Source organism: Arthrobacter sp. KN11-1C, assembly GCF_052180225.1.
In the GTDB taxonomy this organism is placed as follows: domain Bacteria; phylum Actinomycetota; class Actinomycetes; order Actinomycetales; family Micrococcaceae; genus Arthrobacter.
This window is the reverse complement of record NZ_CP197467.1, coordinates 3,508,676-3,524,308: the sequence shown is the minus strand read 5'-3', so window position 1 is coordinate 3,524,308 and position 15,633 is coordinate 3,508,676. Positions and strand designations below refer to the sequence as shown.

Here is a 15,633-nt window from a genome sequence, read left to right as displayed (position 1 = left end):
ACACTGTTGCACCAGAATAGATGTGTTGTGCATCACCGTCAAGGACTTCCGGTAACTACCCAACTAACTGGCAGTAGATGCCGTTATGGACGCCCATGGCGACATCTACTGCGAGTTAGTTGGGTGTGGTAGGCGCGTGGGGTGCAACTGGGTTGCACTAAACGAGAGGGCGAGAAGCCATGCATCCCACGCCGGGAATCGCCTGGATATAGGATCGGGCGTTATGGCACTGCGACTTGTTCAGGTGAATTTCAAGGCAAGGGATGACGCGGCTCTCGGGCGGTTTTGGGCGGAGGCCCTTGGCTGGGATGTTTCCAGCGAGGGACCCGGGGTGACCAATGTTGAACCCGTGGGCTTCGCCGGGCCGGACCCCGCGGCCGTTTGCGTCGATGTGGTCACCGTCCCTGACCCCGAGACGGTGAGGTACCGCGCGCATCTCGACCTTGCCACCACCTCTGCGGCCCATCAGTCGGAGCTCGTGGCGCGCCTGGTGGAGCTCGGTGCGACCCCCGCCGACATAGGCCAGGGCGATGTGCCGTGGACGGTCCTGGCCGACCCGGAGGGCAACCTGTTCTGCGTGCTGGAGCCTCGGCCGATCTACCGGGACACCGGGCCGATCGCCGCAGTGGTGGTCGGCTGTGCCGATCCGCGGGCGATGGTCCGGTTTTGGGCCGGGGCGACGGACTGGACCCTGCACGAGGCGAGCGACGATTTTGCGAGGCTGCGTTCGGCCCAGGGCGTCGGGCCTTACCTGGAGTTCGTCCGGACGCCCGAGGCGAATACTGTGACCGGCCGCGTCCATCTCGACCTGAGGCCGTACCCAGGCGACGACCAAGCGGCGGAGGTGGCGCGGCTGCGGACGCTAGGCGCCACAGACGCCGACGTCGGCCAAGGTGATGTGCCGTGGGTGTGCCTCGCCGACACGGAGGGCAACGAGTTCTGCGTCCTCACCCCCGGCTGACGTTTCGCTCGCCACAAGCCATTCCTTCCGGGGCGCCGCCGTGGCACACTTGGTGGACTATCGAGTGACTGGGGGGATCCGGGTCAGGAGATTGGTATGCGTATTCTGATGCACCCCCGCACCTCCGGCCGCCGACTGATGGCGAGCCAGCCATGATCATCGGTTGGGCTTATTTCATGGCCGGAGTAATGACAGTTGATGGGCTCTTGCTGGGCTTGCTGCTGCTGAACGTGAAGTGGCCCAAAAACTGGAAGAGGAACGGCTAACGGCAGCGGTATCCCACGGGCCTAGAGCACCTTGCGGATCGTCTCTTCGAAACTCACCACGTGGTGCAAGGCGAGCGCAGCCGCCCGGTCCTCGTCGCCGTCGGCGATGGCAGTGAGCAGCTCGGCGTGTTCCGCGACGTGGCCCGTCACGGAAGGCATCTTGTCCAGCATGTGGCACCAGATGCGGGTTGCGAGGTTGTCGTAACGGATCAGCACGTCCTCGAGGTGCGGATTGGCCGCGGCCTTATAGATGAGCCGGTGCACCTGGATGTCGTAGCGCATGAGCTCCTGCTGGCCGGCGTCGTGTGCTTCCAGGCCGCTGATGGCCGCGGCGACCTCGCGCAGTTCTTCCCGCAGCTTCGGGCTGGCCATGCGTGCGGCCCGCCGTGACGCCAAGGGTTCAAGCAGTTCGCGGATTTCCGAGACGTCGGCCAGTTGGGTGATGTCGACGCCGGTGGCAAAGGTCCCGCGGCGGGGATATGAGACCACGAGGTGGTCGCTTTCAAGCCGCTTGATGGCCTCGCGCACGGGTGTCCGTCCGATGCCGAGTTCCGCGGCAATCTGACCGTCGTTGATGGGATCGCCGGGTTTGATGTCCAGCATGATGAGCCGGTCGCGTAGGAGCAGGTAGGCGTTTTCCGCCAGGGATGTTCCTTGCGTGCCCGTATCCAGTGCTTCCAATGCTGTGCTCATGTGCTCTCTCCCGTTGCCGCGGTCCCACGTCTGGCGGATCAGTTGCTGCCGGGCTGTTGACGATTGTGTGATCTCCAACATACTATGGCAACAGTTCTAATATATCAGTTGCTTATTAGTCACAAAACATAAGTATTTCAAAGGAGAACATGATGGTTGAACCGCTGATCCGCCCGCTCGCCCAGGCGGACCCGGAGGTTGAACAGGCGATCGCCCAGGAACTCATCCGGCAGCAGTCCACGCTGGAAATGATCGCCTCCGAAAACTTCGCCCCCGCAGCTGTCATGCAGGCACAGGGCTCTGTCCTGACCAACAAGTACGCGGAAGGCTACCCCGGCAAGCGCTACTACGGGGGTTGCGAACACGTGGACGTCATCGAGCAACTGGCCATCGACCGGGTCAAGGCCCTCTTCGGCGCCGAGGCCGCCAACGTCCAGCCGCACTCCGGCGCCCAGGCCAACGCCGCGGCGATGTTCGCGCTCCTTGAGCCGGGGGACACGATCATGGGCCTGGACCTTGCACACGGTGGCCACCTGACCCACGGCATGCGGATCAACTTCTCCGGCAAGCTTTACAACGTCATCCCGTACCACGTCAGCGAATCCGACCTCCGGGTGGACATGGCCGAGGTCGAAGCCCTGGCCCTCGAACACCGCCCGAAACTGATCGTTGCCGGCTGGTCCGCCTACTCGCGCCACCTGGATTTCGCCGAATTCCGCCGCATCGCCGACCTCGTGGGCGCCTACCTCATGGTGGACATGGCCCACTTCGCCGGCCTCGTCGCCGCGGGATTGCACCCCAACCCGGTGCCGTATGCCGACGTCGTGACCACCACCACCCACAAGACCCTCGGCGGTCCGCGCGGCGGAGTGATCCTGTCGAAGGAACAATACGCACGCAAGATCAACAGCGCGGTTTTCCCCGGCCAGCAAGGCGGCCCGCTGGAGCACGTGATCGCGGCCAAGGCCGTGGCGTTCAAAATGGCAGCAGAGCCCGAATTCCAGGAACGCCAGGTGCGGGTGCTCGAAGGCGCCAAGCTCCTTGCCGAACGGCTCCTCAAGGAAGACGTGGCCGCGGCAGGGATCTCGGTGGTCAACGGAGGCACCGACGTCCACCTGGTCCTGGTTGACTTGCGCCACTCGGAATTGGACGGCCAGCAGGCCGAGGACATCTTGCACCGCATTGGCATCACCGTGAACCGCAACGCCGTCCCGTTCGACCCACGGCCGCCGATGGTGTCCTCCGGGCTCCGGATCGGAACCCCGGCCCTCGCCGCCCGCGGCTTCGGTGCCGGGGAATTCGCGGAGGTCGCGGACATCATCGCGACGGCGCTGATCGCCGCAGCCAGCACCACCAACGGCAGCGGCACCCTGGGTGACGAGGCCGCCGTCGGACTCCGGGCAAGGGTAACCGCGCTCGCCGAGCAATTCCCCTTGTACCCACACCTTTCCCAGACCGGCAGCGGCAACGGCGCCGCTGCCACCGAACTCGAGGCAGAAATGATTGGAGCAGCCCAGTGAGCGCAGACCAACTCCCCGAACACCCGGATTTCCTGTGGCGTAACCCGGAACCCAAGGCTTCATACGACGCCGTGATCGTGGGCGGTGGCGGACACGGCCTTGCCACCGCGTATTTCCTGGCCAAGAACCACGGCATGACCAACATTGCCGTCTTGGAAAAGGGCTGGCTGGCCGGCGGCAACATGGCCCGCAACACCACCATCATCCGTTCCAACTACCTGTGGGACGAGAGCGCCGCCATTTACGAGCACGCGCTCAAGCTCTGGGAGATCCTGCCCGAGGAACTCGAATACGATTTCCTCTTCAGCCAGCGCGGCGTCATGAACCTCGCCCACACCCTGGGCGACGTCCGCGAAAGCGTCCGCCGCGTCGGCGCGAACAAGCTCAACGGAGTAGACGCCGAATGGCTGGACCCGCAGCAAGTCAAGGAACTCTGCCCCATCCTGAACATCAGCGACAACATCCGCTACCCCGTGATGGGCGCCACGTACCAGCCCCGGGCCGGCATCGCGAAACACGACCATGTCGCCTGGGCCTTCGCCCGCAAGTGCGACGAACTGGGCGTTGACATCATCCAGAACTGCGAAGTGACCGGCTTCCTCAAGGACGGCAACCGCGTGGTGGGCGTCAAGACCAACCAAGGAACCATCCACACCGAAAAAGTTGGCCTCGCCGCGGCCGGCCACAGCTCCGTCCTCGCCGAAATGGCCGGCTTCCGCCTCCCGATCCAGTCACACCCCCTCCAGGCACTGGTGTCCGAACTGCATGAGCCCGTCCACCCCACGGTGGTCATGTCCAACCACGTGCATGTCTATGTTTCCCAGGCACACAAGGGCGAACTCGTCATGGGCGCCGGCGTCGACTCTTACAACGGCTATGGCCAGCGCGGCTCCTTCCACGTGATCGAGCACCAGATGGCTGCCGCCGTCGAACTCTTCCCGATTTTCGCCCGAGCCCATGTGCTCCGGACCTGGGGCGGAATCGTGGACACCACGATGGACGCCTCGCCGATCGTCGGGCTCTCGCCGGTGGAGAACATGTTCGTCAACTGCGGCTGGGGAACGGGTGGCTTCAAGGGCACTCCCGCTGCCGGACTGACCTTCGCCCACACCATCGCCACGGGCACGCCGCACGAGCTTAACAAGCCCTTTTCGCTGGAGCGCTTCGAGACCGGTGCCCTGATCGACGAACACGGCGCCGCCGCCGTCGCCCACTAGCCGCAGCCCTACTAGCCGCAGCCCTTTAGGAGACCAACCATGCTGCTCATCAGCTGCCCCAATTGCGGGCCACGAGACGAAACAGAATTCCACTACGGCGGCCAGGCACACGTTGCCTATCCGGAAAACCCGGACGCCCTGACTGACCGCCAATGGGCCGAGTATTTGTTCTACCGCGACAACACGAAAGGCGCTTTCGCCGAACGCTGGGTGCACAGCACCGGTTGCCGCCAATGGTTCAACATGCTCCGGGACACCGTCAGCTACGACATTCAGGCCATCTACAAAATGGGCGAAGAACGCCCGGTAGTGAAAAACCCAGCCGCCACCTCTCCGGAAGGATCAACGAAGTGACCCCGCAGAACGCCCGCCTCGCCACCGGCGGCCGCATCGACCGCAGCATCTCCTGGCGGTTCACCGTGGACGGCCAGGAATTCACCGGCCATCCGGGAGACACCGTTGCCTCCGCGTTGCTGGCCAATGGCCGCATCAACGCAGGCAACTCGCTCTACGAGGATCGACCCCGCGGCATCATGTCCGCCGGCGTGGAAGAATCCAACGCCCTGGTCAAGGTGGCTGCCCGTTTCCCGGGCCATGTGGCCGAGTCGATGCTTCCCGCGACCACCGTGTCCCTTGTTGACGGGCTCAGCGTTGAGTTCCTGAACGGCCTCGGCAAGCTCGATCTCAACGAGGACCGCGCCGAGTACGACAAGAAATACGTCCACACCGACGTCCTGGTGGTTGGCGGCGGCGTTTCCGGCCTCGCGGCGGCCCGCGAAGCGGTCCGCACCGGCGCCCGGGTCATTCTGATCGATGACCAGCCCGAACTCGGCGGCTCGTTGCTTTCCGGTTCCACTGCTCCCGAACTCGCCGAAAACATCGAGGGCAAGCCGGCGCTCGAATGGATCTCCGACGTCGAGGCGGAGCTCGTCTCCGCCGCCGAATGCACCGTCCTTAACCGCACCACGGCGTTCGGCTCCTATGACGCGAACTATGTGATCGCGGCACAGAACCGTACGGACCACCTCGGCAGCCCGGCCGCTGACGGCGTCTCCCGCCAGCGTATTTGGCACATCCGTGCCAATCAGGTGGTACTGGCCCCCGGCGCCCACGAGCGTCCGCTCGTCTTCGAGAACAACGACCGGCCCGGCATCATGCTGGCCTCGGCGGTCCGGAGCTACCTCAACCGCTACGCCGTCGCTGCGGGGCGGCGGGTCGTCATCGGCACCACCAACGATTCCGCGTACTTGCTTGCCGCCGATCTGCTGGCCGCGGGCGTCAAGGTGGCCGCCGTCGTCGACGCCCGGCCGAAGCTCAGCGACAAGGCCGCGGCCGCCGTCGAAAGCGGCATCCGGGTCCTCGTCGGCAGCGCCGTCGCCGATACCTCCGGCGCGGGGGAGAACGGCCGGATCGACGGCGTCACCATCCGCAGCCTGAACGACGACGGCGAGGTCACCTCCGGCGTCGAACGGCTCGCTTGCGATCTGCTCGCGGTTTCCGGCGGCTGGAGTCCCGTGGTCCACCTCCACAGCCAGCGCCAGGGCAAGTTGCGTTGGGACGACGAGCTGGCCGGCTTCGTACCGAGCTCCGTTGTCAGGGACCAGCACGTTGTCGGCTCAGGCCGCGGAAGCTACGAGCTCGTGGACTGCCTCGGCGAAGGCGTCTCTGCCGGTGCCGCGGCAGCCATCGCCGCGGGGTTCAGCTCCCAGACGGCGCCGGCCGAAATCAAGGCGCCGAAGGCCTCAGCCCCTACCCGCCAGTTGTGGCTCGTGCCGGGGCAGAGCGGAAACGCGGGGGACTGGCACCACCACTTTGTCGACTTCCAACGCGACCAGTCGGTGGCCGACGTGCTCCGTTCTACCGGGGCCGGCATGCGCTCGGTGGAACACATCAAGCGGTACACCTCGATCAGCACCGCCAACGACCAAGGCAAGACCTCCGGCGTCAATGCCATCGGCGTGATCGCAGCGGCCCTCAAGCAGGCCGGCGAAGCACCCGCCGGAGGCAGCCGGAGCATCGGCGACATCGGCACCACGACGTACCGGGCCCCGTTCACGCCAGTCGCCTTCGCGGCACTGGCCGGACGGCAGCGCGGCGAGCTGTTCGATCCCGCCCGCGTGACCTCCATCCACCCTTGGCATGTTGCCCAGGGAGCGCTCTTCGAGGACGTCGGCCAGTGGAAGCGCCCGTGGTACTACCCGCAAGCGGGCGAAGACATGGACGCCGCCGTGCTCCGTGAATGCGCCGCAGTCCGCGAATCGGTGGGCTTCATGGACGCCACCACCCTCGGCAAGATCGAGATCCGAGGCAAGGATGCCGGTGAGTTCCTCAACCGCGTCTACACCAACGCGTTCAAGAAGCTTGCCCCCGGTTCCGCCCGCTACGGGGTCATGTGCACCCCGGACGGCATGATCTTCGACGACGGCGTGACGTTGCGCCTCGACGAGGGCCGCTACTTCATGACCACCACCACCGGCGGCGCCGCGAAGGTCCTCGACTGGCTCGAGGAATGGCACCAGACGGAGTGGCCCGAACTCGACGTCGTGTGCACGTCGGTGACCGAACAGTGGACGACGATTGCCGTCGTCGGGCCCAAATCCCGCGCCGTGATCGCCAAAGTCGCCCCGCAACTGGCGGCCGACGGCGGGCTGGACGCCGGAGCGTTCCCGTTCATGACCTTCCGCGAGACCACGCTGGCATCGGGTGTGCAGGCAAGGATTTGCCGGATTTCCTTCTCCGGCGAGTTGGCCTACGAAATCAACGTTCCGTCCTGGTACGGGCTCGACACCTGGGAATCCGTCGCGGCAGCAGGTGCCGAGTTCAACATCACCCCCTACGGCACCGAGACCATGCACGTGCTGCGCGCCGAGAAGGGCTACCCGATCGTCGGGCAGGACACGGACGGCACGGTCACCCCACAGGACGCAGGGATGGAATGGATCGTCTCCAAGGCCAAGGACTTCATCGGCAAGCGTTCGTACAGCCGCGAGGACGCGGTCCGCACGGACCGCAAGCACCTGGTCAGCGTCCTCCCGGCGGACGGGTCGTTCCGTCTCCCGGAGGGCACCCAGCTCGTGGAAAAGGGAATTCCGGTCAACCCGGCATACGGCCCGGTGCCGATGCAGGGCTTCGTGACCTCGAGCTATCACAGTGCCGCTTTGGGCCGGTCCTTCGGCCTGGCACTGATCACCAACGGCCGCAACCGGATCGGCGAGACCCTCGTGGCCTCTGTCGGCGATCAGTTGCTGGATGTCGTTGTGGGAGAAACCGTACTTTTCGACGCTGAAGGGACCCGTAAAGATGGCTGAAACAGCAACCCCCGTAAACCCCGAGGCGCTCCGTGCGGCTCGCCGCAGCCCGGCGTCGCACCTCGCGCCGAGCTTTGAGTCCGGTTCCGTTTCCGGAACTGTCGCTTTGAAAGAGATCCCGTTCCAGACCATGGTGGGGGTCCGGGTTGCCAGGGAGTCCGACGCCGGAGCCCGGCTCGCGTCCGTGACCGGCGGCTCGCCGGCCGCGTGCGGCGAGATCAGCGGGAACGAAAGGGCCACCACCTTGTGGCTTGGGCCGGACGAATTCCTGGTTGTCGCACCGGAATCGGCGCACGATTCCCTGGGTGGAGACCTTGTCCGCTCCCTGGTGGAGGCACTGGGCGAGGACCCGGGCCAAGTGGTGGACTTGTCCGCCAACCGCACCACTTTCGAACTCTCTGGAGTCCGCGCGCGGGATGTCCTTGAAAAGGGGTGCTCGCTGGACTTGCACCCCCGTGTCTTCCGCACCGGGACGGCCCTGGCCACGGAAATCGGCAACATTCCAGCGATGCTGTTCAAGACCGGCGAGGACAGTTTCCGGATCTTCCCGAGGGCTTCCTTCGCCGACTTCCTGGGCCGCTGGCTGCTGGACGGCATGAGGGAATTCGCCTCTCCCGAGGTTCCCTGATGGCACTGAGCGTGCTTGACCTGTTTTCCATTGGCATCGGGCCGTCCTCTTCTCACACGGTCGGCCCGATGCGGGCGGCAAAACAGTTCACCGATGGCCTGGAATCCTCCGGGCAACTCGCGGCTACGGTGCGCGTCCAGGCCGAGCTTTTCGGCTCGCTGGGCGCCACCGGCCGCGGCCACGGCTCCGATAAAGCCGTGGTGCTGGGACTGCAGGGCCAATCGCCGGAAACGGTGGACACGTCCACTGCCGACGACCAGGTTGCCGCGGCCGCCCTCGACGCCGCATTGCGGATAGCCGGACACCACCGCGTGGACTTCAACTGGGACGAAGACGTGGTCCTGCACCGACGCAAATCCCTCCCTGCCCACCCCAACGGCATGACGTTCCGGGCGCTCGATCACGCCGGGGAAGTGCTCCGCGAACGGAGCTTCTATTCAATTGGGGGCGGCTTCGTAGTGGACGGCGATGCCTCGGGAAGCGACAAAGTGGTCGCCGACAGCACTGTGCTGCCCTATCCCTTCACTACCGCGGACCAGCTCCTTGCTATCTGTGCACGGGAGGACATGTCCATTTCCGAGGTCATGCTCGCCAATGAGCTCGTGTGGCGCAGCGAGGCCGAACTCCGCGGGCGGCTGCTGCAGATCTGGGCCGTCATGCGCGAATGCGTGGACAACGGCTGCGCCGCGGAAGGAATCCTGCCGGGAGGCTTGAACGTGAGGCGGCGTGCGCCGTCGTTGTTCAAGACCCTCACTGCGGACACCGGCGTGAGCGATCCGCTCCGGGCCATGGAATGGGTGAATTTGTTCGCGCTGGCCGTGAACGAAGAAAACGCCGCGGGCGGCCGCATCGTCACGGCACCCACCAACGGCGCGGCCGGAATTGTGCCCGCGGTGCTGCACTACTACACGAAATTCGTGCGGGGAGCCGACGACGACGGCGTGGTCCGCTTCCTGCTCGCGGCGGCCGCCGTCGGGATTCTGTTCAAGATCAACGCATCCATTTCCGGCGCGGAAGTCGGCTGCCAGGGCGAGGTGGGCTCCGCCTGCTCGATGGCCGCGGCGGGCCTGTGCGAAGTCCTCGGGGGTACGCCCGAGCAGGTGGAGAACGCCGCCGAAGTGGGCATCGAACACAACCTCGGCCTCACGTGCGATCCCGTAGGCGGGCTCGTGCAGATCCCGTGCATCGAACGCAACGCCATCGCCAGCGTCAAAGCCATCAACGCCGCGCGCCTGGCACTGCACGGGGACGGCAGCCACAAAGTGTCCCTGGATAAAGCCATCAAGACCATGCGAGAGACCGGAGCGGACATGAAAAGCAAATACAAGGAGACCTCCCGCGGAGGCCTCGCCGTCAACGTCGTGGAGTGCTAGCCATGACTGCCACACAGAATGAATCCGTTGTGTCGGCGATGCCGGACACCACTGTTGAGCATGTCCTGACGCTCGACTGCCCGGAGACCCGGGGGATCGTGCATGCCGTCTCCGGCTTCCTCCTGGAACACGGTTGCGACATCATCGAGAACAAACAATTCGACTCCCAGCTGGATCGCCACTTCTTCATGCGGGTCCACTTCGCATCGGATGGCGACCAGTCGACCATCGACTCGCTGCGGGAAGCCTTCGCGCCTGTTGCCGAGAACTTCGGCATGCGCTGGCACCTGCAACGCCACGGGGCCAAACGGCGGGTGCTGGTCATGGTTTCCAAGTTCGAGCATTGCCTCAACGACCTTCTGTTCCGGGCCCGGATCGGGGAACTGCCGGTCGAGATTGTCGGGGTGGTCTCCAACCATCCGGACCACCGGCGCACGGTTGAATGGCACGGCATTCCGTTCTTCCACGTGCCCGTCACCCCGGACACCAAAGCGGCGGCCGAGGGACAACTCCTCGATCTCATCGACCGCCTGGACGTTGAACTGGTGGTCCTGGCCCGCTACATGCAGGTCCTCAGCGACGATCTCGCCCGGAAGCTGGACGGACGCGCCATCAACATCCACCATTCATTCCTGCCGAGTTTCAAAGGTGCCAAGCCGTACCACCAGGCCTACGCTCGAGGCGTCAAGACCGTGGGTGCCACTGCGCACTATGTCAACGGCGAATTGGACGAAGGGCCGATCATCGCCCAGCAAGTGGTGGAAGTGGACCACACCTTCGGCCCGGACGACCTCGTGGCGGCCGGCCGCGACACCGAGTGCAAAGCACTCAGCAACGCCGTCCGCTGGCACTGCGAAGGCCGCGTGATCCTGCAGGGAAACAGGACGGTGGTGCTGAAATAACTTTGCGGCCCGATCCATTGCGGGCCGAACCTTCCTCGCATATGGTTGCACTTGCCGGTCAGCCGGCAAATCATTGGGGGGCGAGGTACTCGCCATTTTGAAAGGCGCGTACATTCGTGGTCCGTCGACAAGGCGGCATAATAGCCGCTTGCATTTTTGCCGTCACAGCAGTCGCAGGAGTAGCTGTCCCTGCCCATGCCGTTGATCCGGTCATCACCATTGATCCGACCCCTGCCTGGGCACAGATCTATGCCAACAACCCGCCGGTGCAGCTTTCGTCGTCGGCGACGAGCCTGGACGTCAAACTCCCGTCGGACGCTTCCGCGGTGCTCGGCAAGAGCGTGAACACCACACTCCAGTACCGGGTGTACAACACTGAGGACAACACGGCCACGCCGCTTCTCTCCGGCACCGCCGTGGCCGATTCCTCAACCCTCCACGTGTCTATCCCGATCCCGCAGGGCTTGACGGGCCTGACCCCGGGATCCATGCAGTATTGTCATGACGCCACGGGGAACTGTGCCAACACCTCGGTCCCGGCCCAGGCCTATTCCGGGTTTGTCGTAGCGATCTTGGGGACGCCCATCGCGCCGGGAAACGGCGGGATCTTCGTCCAGAGCGGCTTGACGGCCGGAGGGCCGGCGGGGTCCTCGACCGTTTCGATGGACCTTGGCCTTCCGCAGGCCCTGCCGTTGACCTTCTTCATCCAGAAGGACTCCACCACATCGCTGGCTTCCTACACGGACAAGCTGATTTTCCGCAGCGTGCCGGGATATTTCACCTCCGGCCCGGACAAGACCTGGACCAACGCCTTCCCTTACGGCTACTTCTGGAAGTCGGGCTCTCCAGGGACCAGTATTAATGCCCAGGTGGAGTACAGCGCCGATGGAAGCAAAGCGATCGCCACCGTGCCCACTGCCTCCATTCCCCAGGTGTGTTCCATGCACCCGGAATATTTCGTCATGGGTGTCGCAGATGGCGCCATCGACGCCGCGCGGTACGCCCTCGCCAAGGTCGCTCTGGGGACTCCGCAGTGCACCCAGCGTTTCTCCGACGCCCCCATCAACAGCGGGTTCTATCGTGAGATCCAGTGGCTCGCGAGCCAAGGCATCACCACGGGCTACGCAGATGGAAGCTACGGGGCGACCCTCCCAGTGCATCGGGACGCCATGGCCGCCTTCCTCTACCGTCAGGCTGGCTCGCCCACGTGGACGGCTCCCGCAAACTCACCATTCGTGGACATGACACCCAATTCGCCGTTCTACAAGGAAGTCACCTGGCTGGCGTATTACGGCATCACCACGGGATGGGTGGACCGCAACAACGGGCAGCGAAGCTTCCGACCCGGTGACAACATCAACCGGGATGCCATGGCGGCCTTCCTCTACCGCTTCAGCGGAGCGCCCAGCTGGAATGCCCCGGCAACTTCGCCGTTCAACGACATCACCCCACTCTCGCCTTTCTACAATGAGATCACCTGGCTGGCTGCGGCCAGGGTCAGCACGGGCTATGGGGATGGAACGTTCCGCCCCGTGAACGCGGTCAACCGCGACGCCATGGCCGCGTTCCTCTACCGCTGGCAGACCGGATGGTACCTGGGCACGCAGTAGGGACTCCGGACTAGAACCGGGCCAGGCGGGTTGCCAAGTGAAGGGCGGCCAGCCGGCCGGTTCCTCGCGGATCGCCGCCGCACAGCTCGAAAATCCGCTGGAGCCGGTGGTGCATCGACTGCCTTTCGAGGTGCAGTTCACGTGCGGCCTGTGCCGTATTGCATCCGCTATCCAGCCATACCGCCAACGTCCGCATCAGCTCCGAGCGCCGCTGCTCGTCATGCTCAACCACGGCGCCGAGCTGCCGCCGCACGAATCCCTCGCGGGTTGCCGCGTCGAGGCTTCCCTCCGCCAAGCGCTCGACCGCGAACTCCTCTGCATCGACCACGCCGTTTCTGTCTCCGGATCCCGCTCCCGGCCCGGTTCCCGCGACCGCGATGAGCTCAAGCGTCCGGCGTGCCTCTGCCAGCGACCAGGATGCCTCGCCGATTCCTTGCGCCAGCGGACCCACGGCGACGATCGAGCCATCGGGAACCTCCAAGGCCCCAAGCGCGTGGAGGAGCGCGATGCGCGCGGCCACGGCCGTGGCGTGGGGGAGCGCGGCCAAGGCGATCAATTCGGCGTTGTCGGCATAACTCGCGCTTTGCGGAACCGCGTCCTGCAGGATGGCGTCGAGCTGCGTCCGGAGCTGTCCCGCCGCCGGGGAACGCACCACGACGGCGGCTGCCGGGCCGCTGGCGGAAAACCCTGAGGCCGGTCCCAATTGCTGGAGACGCCAGGACTGGGTTCCCGAACTGATGGCCCGCATGAGTTCGATGCCGGCAAGTTCCTTGAGTCCGGGCGGCATCCGTTGGAGCAGGGCCAAGCCGAGGATGTCGACGCACCGTTCGCCGGCCACCCGCGCGAGGTTCGCGTCGCCGTCGTCGGGCACTTCCAACTCCAGGCGGGCGGCCAGCACGCCGCGGACGGGCACGTCGACGGTGGTGACGGTGCCGGACTCGGGCTGCGCGGCCGCCGTCGCGCTCCCCAGGGTGATGCCCGACGGCGAGACGAGCCTCGCGCTGGAACGCGTCCGGCCGGCAAGCACGGCGAGGAGCTGATCCAGTCCGCCCCCGTGTGCCAGTTCCGCCGCCATGGCATGGCTCGTTTCGTCGCCGAATTGCAATTGCGCGACCGATTCGCTGACCAGCAGCGAGTTGATGGCTTGCATGATCCCGACGAACGGAGCCACCTTGCACAACTCGATGATGGGCAGCCCGGCTTCCTGGCCGGCGTCGAGCATGGACTCCGGTATCGCGGGCAGCTCGGGACCCGTCTCGATGGCCAACGCGGCGATGCCGCGCGCCGCCAGTTGGCGGACGTAGTCCACGCGACGCTCGTCCGAAGCGGTGGCGAGGGCCTGCCCGCCGCTTAGAAGCAGTTCGCCGCCCCGCAGCAGGGGAGCGATGTCCAGCACTTCGCTCGAATGGACCCATCGGAGCTGCCGGGACAGGGCCTCGGGCACATCCGTCCTCAGGATCGGTTCAGCCGCCTTCAGGCTCTCGTGTTCGAAGGCGTCGGCAAGGAGCAGTGACATGACACTCCGTAACTAATTATCTGAATCTATCGTACACATCGTATCTTGTTGCTGTGATGTGGGGCACATACATTGAAGGAGTCCCTTTCCTACACGGAGGATCCCCCAATGCACGAGAACTTATCCACTGCGACGACTGGGGCTGCAACGGCGCAGACCGACGTCGAGCAGAACCTGCAGTCCATTCCCGAATCAGCGCGTACCCGCAGCGTAGCGGGCCAATTCTGGATCTGGGCAGGTGCAAACCTTGCCCCGATCAACTGGGTCCTCGGGGCCCTCGGCGTCCAACTTGGACTGGGCTTTGCCGACACCGTCACCGTCCTGGTGGTGGGAAACCTGATCGGCATGGCGCTCTTCGGCCTCTTTGTCCTCCTGGGGCAGCGGACCGGTGCCACCGGCATGGTCCTGGCCCGGGCCGTCTTCGGCCGCCGCGGCAACTACCTCCCGAGCGCCATCCAAGCCCTCCTCGGTATCGGTTGGTGTGCCGTCAACACCTGGATCATCCTGGACCTGGTGATGGCACTCCTCGGCAAGCTCGGCATGGTCGATCCGGAGCAGCCCAACGTGGGACCCAAGATCCTGGTGGCCTTCCTGATCATGTCCGCCCAGGTCACGATCGCCTGGTTCGGCTACAAGGCCATCGCGGCTTTCGAGAAGTGGACTGTCCCGCCAACCATCGTGGTGCTGATCGCCATGTCCGCCGTGGCCTGGTTCGGCATGAACATCGATTGGGGCTACGCAGGCCCTCCGGGTGCCGTCCTTGAGGGGGGCGCACGAATCGCGGCCATGACCACCGTGATGACCGTCATCGGCATCGGCTGGGGGATCACCTGGTTCACCTACGCGGCCGACTATTCGCGCTTCGTTAGCAAGTCCGTTCCCAGACACAAGGTTTACCTGGCCTCCGTCTTCGGCCAGTTCCTGCCGGTGGTGTGGCTCGGCATCCTGGGCGCTAGCCTGGCAACGAAGAGCGGCACGGCCGATCCCGGCCACCTCATCGTCGATAACTTCGGCGTCCTGGCGATCCCGGTACTCTTCCTGGTGCTGCATGGGCCCATCGCGACGAACATCCTGAACATCTACACCTTTTCGGTGGCTGCCCAGGCATTGGACATCAAGGCGAAACGACGGTCCTTGAACCTCTTCGTCGGGCTTCTGGCGCTGGTCGGCGTCGTGTTCTTCATCCTGCAGCAGGATTTTGCGTCAACCCTGAGCACCTGGCTCGGCGGGCTCGTGGCGTGGGTGGCCGCATGGGGAGGGATCATGCTGGTGCACTACTTCTGGGTGGACAAGCGCAGCCCCGTGGGTGTCGACCGGCTCTTCGACCCCGTGGGCACCCGCCGGCTCCCGGCATTCAACTGGGCTGGGATCACCGCGCTCCTGGTGGGCATCTTTGCCACGTGGCTGTTCATGTACGGCGTCTTGCCGATCATGCAGGGCCCCATCGCCACGGCAATGGGCGGGATCGATTTGTCCTGGCTGGCAGGCGGACTTGTTGCCGCCGCAATCTATGGCGCCCTGGGCCCACGGGTCCATGCCCGGTACCTTCCGCTGCCATCGGCGGCCGCAGTTTCTCCCGCTGCCGCGACGTCGCAGCCCCTTGCGGAAGACGCCGTCGCCAATCTGGTCAACGACTGAA

12 protein-coding genes are annotated in these 15,633 nt (G+C 65.1%); 10 read left to right on the top strand and 2 right to left on the bottom strand.

Annotated features, from left to right (window positions below):
- Positions 1 to 223: 223 nt before the first annotated feature.
- A complete protein-coding gene (locus ACSBOX_RS16440; RefSeq protein WP_442543404.1) occupies positions 224 to 961 on the top strand; it encodes a VOC family protein in 738 nt (245 codons plus the stop codon).
- A gap of 287 nt (positions 962 to 1,248) precedes the next feature.
- Here ACSBOX_RS16440 and ACSBOX_RS16435 read toward each other — a convergent pair whose 3' ends face one another.
- The gene (locus ACSBOX_RS16435) at positions 1,249 to 1,920 is read right to left on the bottom strand and encodes a GntR family transcriptional regulator (protein WP_236815841.1); all 672 of its coding nucleotides are present in this window, start codon (positions 1,918 to 1,920) and stop codon (positions 1,249 to 1,251) included.
- A 152-nt stretch (positions 1,921 to 2,072) separates the two neighbouring features.
- On the opposite strand from ACSBOX_RS16435, the gene glyA reads away from it, so the two are divergent.
- The 8 genes from glyA to ACSBOX_RS16395 all read left to right on the top strand — a co-directional run bounded on the left by glyA (position 2,073) and on the right by ACSBOX_RS16395 (position 12,478).
- The gene (glyA, locus tag ACSBOX_RS16430; RefSeq protein ID WP_442546051.1) at positions 2,073 to 3,440 is read left to right on the top strand and encodes a serine hydroxymethyltransferase; all 1,368 of its coding nucleotides are present in this window, start codon (positions 2,073 to 2,075) and stop codon (positions 3,438 to 3,440) included.
- Positions 3,437 to 4,657 (top strand): sarcosine oxidase subunit beta family protein, encoded by a 1,221-nt coding sequence (locus ACSBOX_RS16425; protein WP_078106196.1) that lies wholly within the window; start codon positions 3,437 to 3,439, stop codon positions 4,655 to 4,657. Before glyA ends, ACSBOX_RS16425 begins: the two co-directional genes overlap by 4 nt.
- Positions 4,658 to 4,696: 39 nt before the next feature.
- Positions 4,697 to 5,011, top strand: coding sequence for a sarcosine oxidase subunit delta (locus ACSBOX_RS16420; protein WP_442543403.1), 315 nt, complete (start codon positions 4,697 to 4,699; stop codon positions 5,009 to 5,011).
- Positions 5,008 to 7,965, top strand: a complete 2,958-nt coding sequence (locus ACSBOX_RS16415) for an FAD-dependent oxidoreductase (protein ID WP_442543402.1) — start codon at positions 5,008 to 5,010, stop codon at positions 7,963 to 7,965. The genes ACSBOX_RS16420 and ACSBOX_RS16415 overlap by 4 nt, the downstream gene beginning before the upstream one ends.
- Positions 7,958 to 8,593 carry a sarcosine oxidase subunit gamma gene (locus ACSBOX_RS16410; protein WP_442543401.1) on the top strand — a complete coding sequence of 212 codons (636 nt, stop codon included), beginning with the start codon at positions 7,958 to 7,960 and terminating at the stop codon, positions 8,591 to 8,593. The genes ACSBOX_RS16415 and ACSBOX_RS16410 overlap by 8 nt, the downstream gene beginning before the upstream one ends.
- Positions 8,593 to 9,966: an L-serine ammonia-lyase gene (locus tag ACSBOX_RS16405; protein ID WP_442543400.1), complete on the top strand. Its 1,374-nt coding sequence runs from the start codon at positions 8,593 to 8,595 to the stop codon at positions 9,964 to 9,966. Before ACSBOX_RS16410 ends, ACSBOX_RS16405 begins: the two co-directional genes overlap by 1 nt.
- A 2-nt stretch (positions 9,967 to 9,968) precedes the next feature.
- Positions 9,969 to 10,868, top strand: a complete 900-nt coding sequence (purU, locus tag ACSBOX_RS16400) for a formyltetrahydrofolate deformylase (RefSeq protein ID WP_442543399.1) — start codon at positions 9,969 to 9,971, stop codon at positions 10,866 to 10,868.
- Positions 10,869 to 10,984: 116 nt separating this feature from the next.
- Positions 10,985 to 12,478 (top strand): S-layer homology domain-containing protein, encoded by a 1,494-nt coding sequence (locus ACSBOX_RS16395; protein ID WP_442543398.1) that lies wholly within the window; start codon positions 10,985 to 10,987, stop codon positions 12,476 to 12,478.
- A 10-nt stretch (positions 12,479 to 12,488) separates the two neighbouring features.
- Here ACSBOX_RS16395 and ACSBOX_RS16390 read toward each other — a convergent pair whose 3' ends face one another.
- Positions 12,489 to 13,994 (bottom strand): PucR family transcriptional regulator, encoded by a 1,506-nt coding sequence (locus ACSBOX_RS16390; RefSeq protein ID WP_442543397.1) that lies wholly within the window; start codon positions 13,992 to 13,994, stop codon positions 12,489 to 12,491.
- 108 nt (positions 13,995 to 14,102) lie between these two features.
- On the opposite strand from ACSBOX_RS16390, the gene ACSBOX_RS16385 reads away from it, so the two are divergent.
- On the top strand, positions 14,103 to 15,632 hold the full coding sequence (locus ACSBOX_RS16385; RefSeq protein ID WP_442543396.1) for a purine-cytosine permease family protein: 1,530 nt from the start codon (positions 14,103 to 14,105) through the stop codon (positions 15,630 to 15,632).
- The last annotated feature ends 1 nt before the right edge of the window (position 15,633 follow it).

Excerpts from the sequence above, each read along its gene's own strand:
- ACSBOX_RS16440 (WP_442543404.1), top strand. The coding sequence starts at position 224 with ATGGCACTGCGACTTGTTCAGGTGAATTTCAAGGCAAGGGATGACGCG.
- ACSBOX_RS16435 (WP_236815841.1), bottom strand. The coding sequence starts at position 1,920 with ATGAGCACAGCATTGGAAGCACTGGATACGGGCACGCAAGGAACATCC.
- glyA (WP_442546051.1), top strand. The coding sequence starts at position 2,073 with ATGGTTGAACCGCTGATCCGCCCGCTCGCCCAGGCGGACCCGGAGGTT.
- ACSBOX_RS16420 (WP_442543403.1), top strand. The coding sequence starts at position 4,697 with ATGCTGCTCATCAGCTGCCCCAATTGCGGGCCACGAGACGAAACAGAA.
- ACSBOX_RS16410 (WP_442543401.1), top strand. The coding sequence starts at position 7,958 with ATGGCTGAAACAGCAACCCCCGTAAACCCCGAGGCGCTCCGTGCGGCT.
- ACSBOX_RS16405 (WP_442543400.1), top strand. The coding sequence starts at position 8,593 with ATGGCACTGAGCGTGCTTGACCTGTTTTCCATTGGCATCGGGCCGTCC.
- purU (WP_442543399.1), top strand. The coding sequence starts at position 9,969 with ATGACTGCCACACAGAATGAATCCGTTGTGTCGGCGATGCCGGACACC.
- ACSBOX_RS16390 (WP_442543397.1), bottom strand. The coding sequence starts at position 13,994 with ATGTCACTGCTCCTTGCCGACGCCTTCGAACACGAGAGCCTGAAGGCG.
- ACSBOX_RS16385 (WP_442543396.1), top strand. The coding sequence starts at position 14,103 with ATGCACGAGAACTTATCCACTGCGACGACTGGGGCTGCAACGGCGCAG.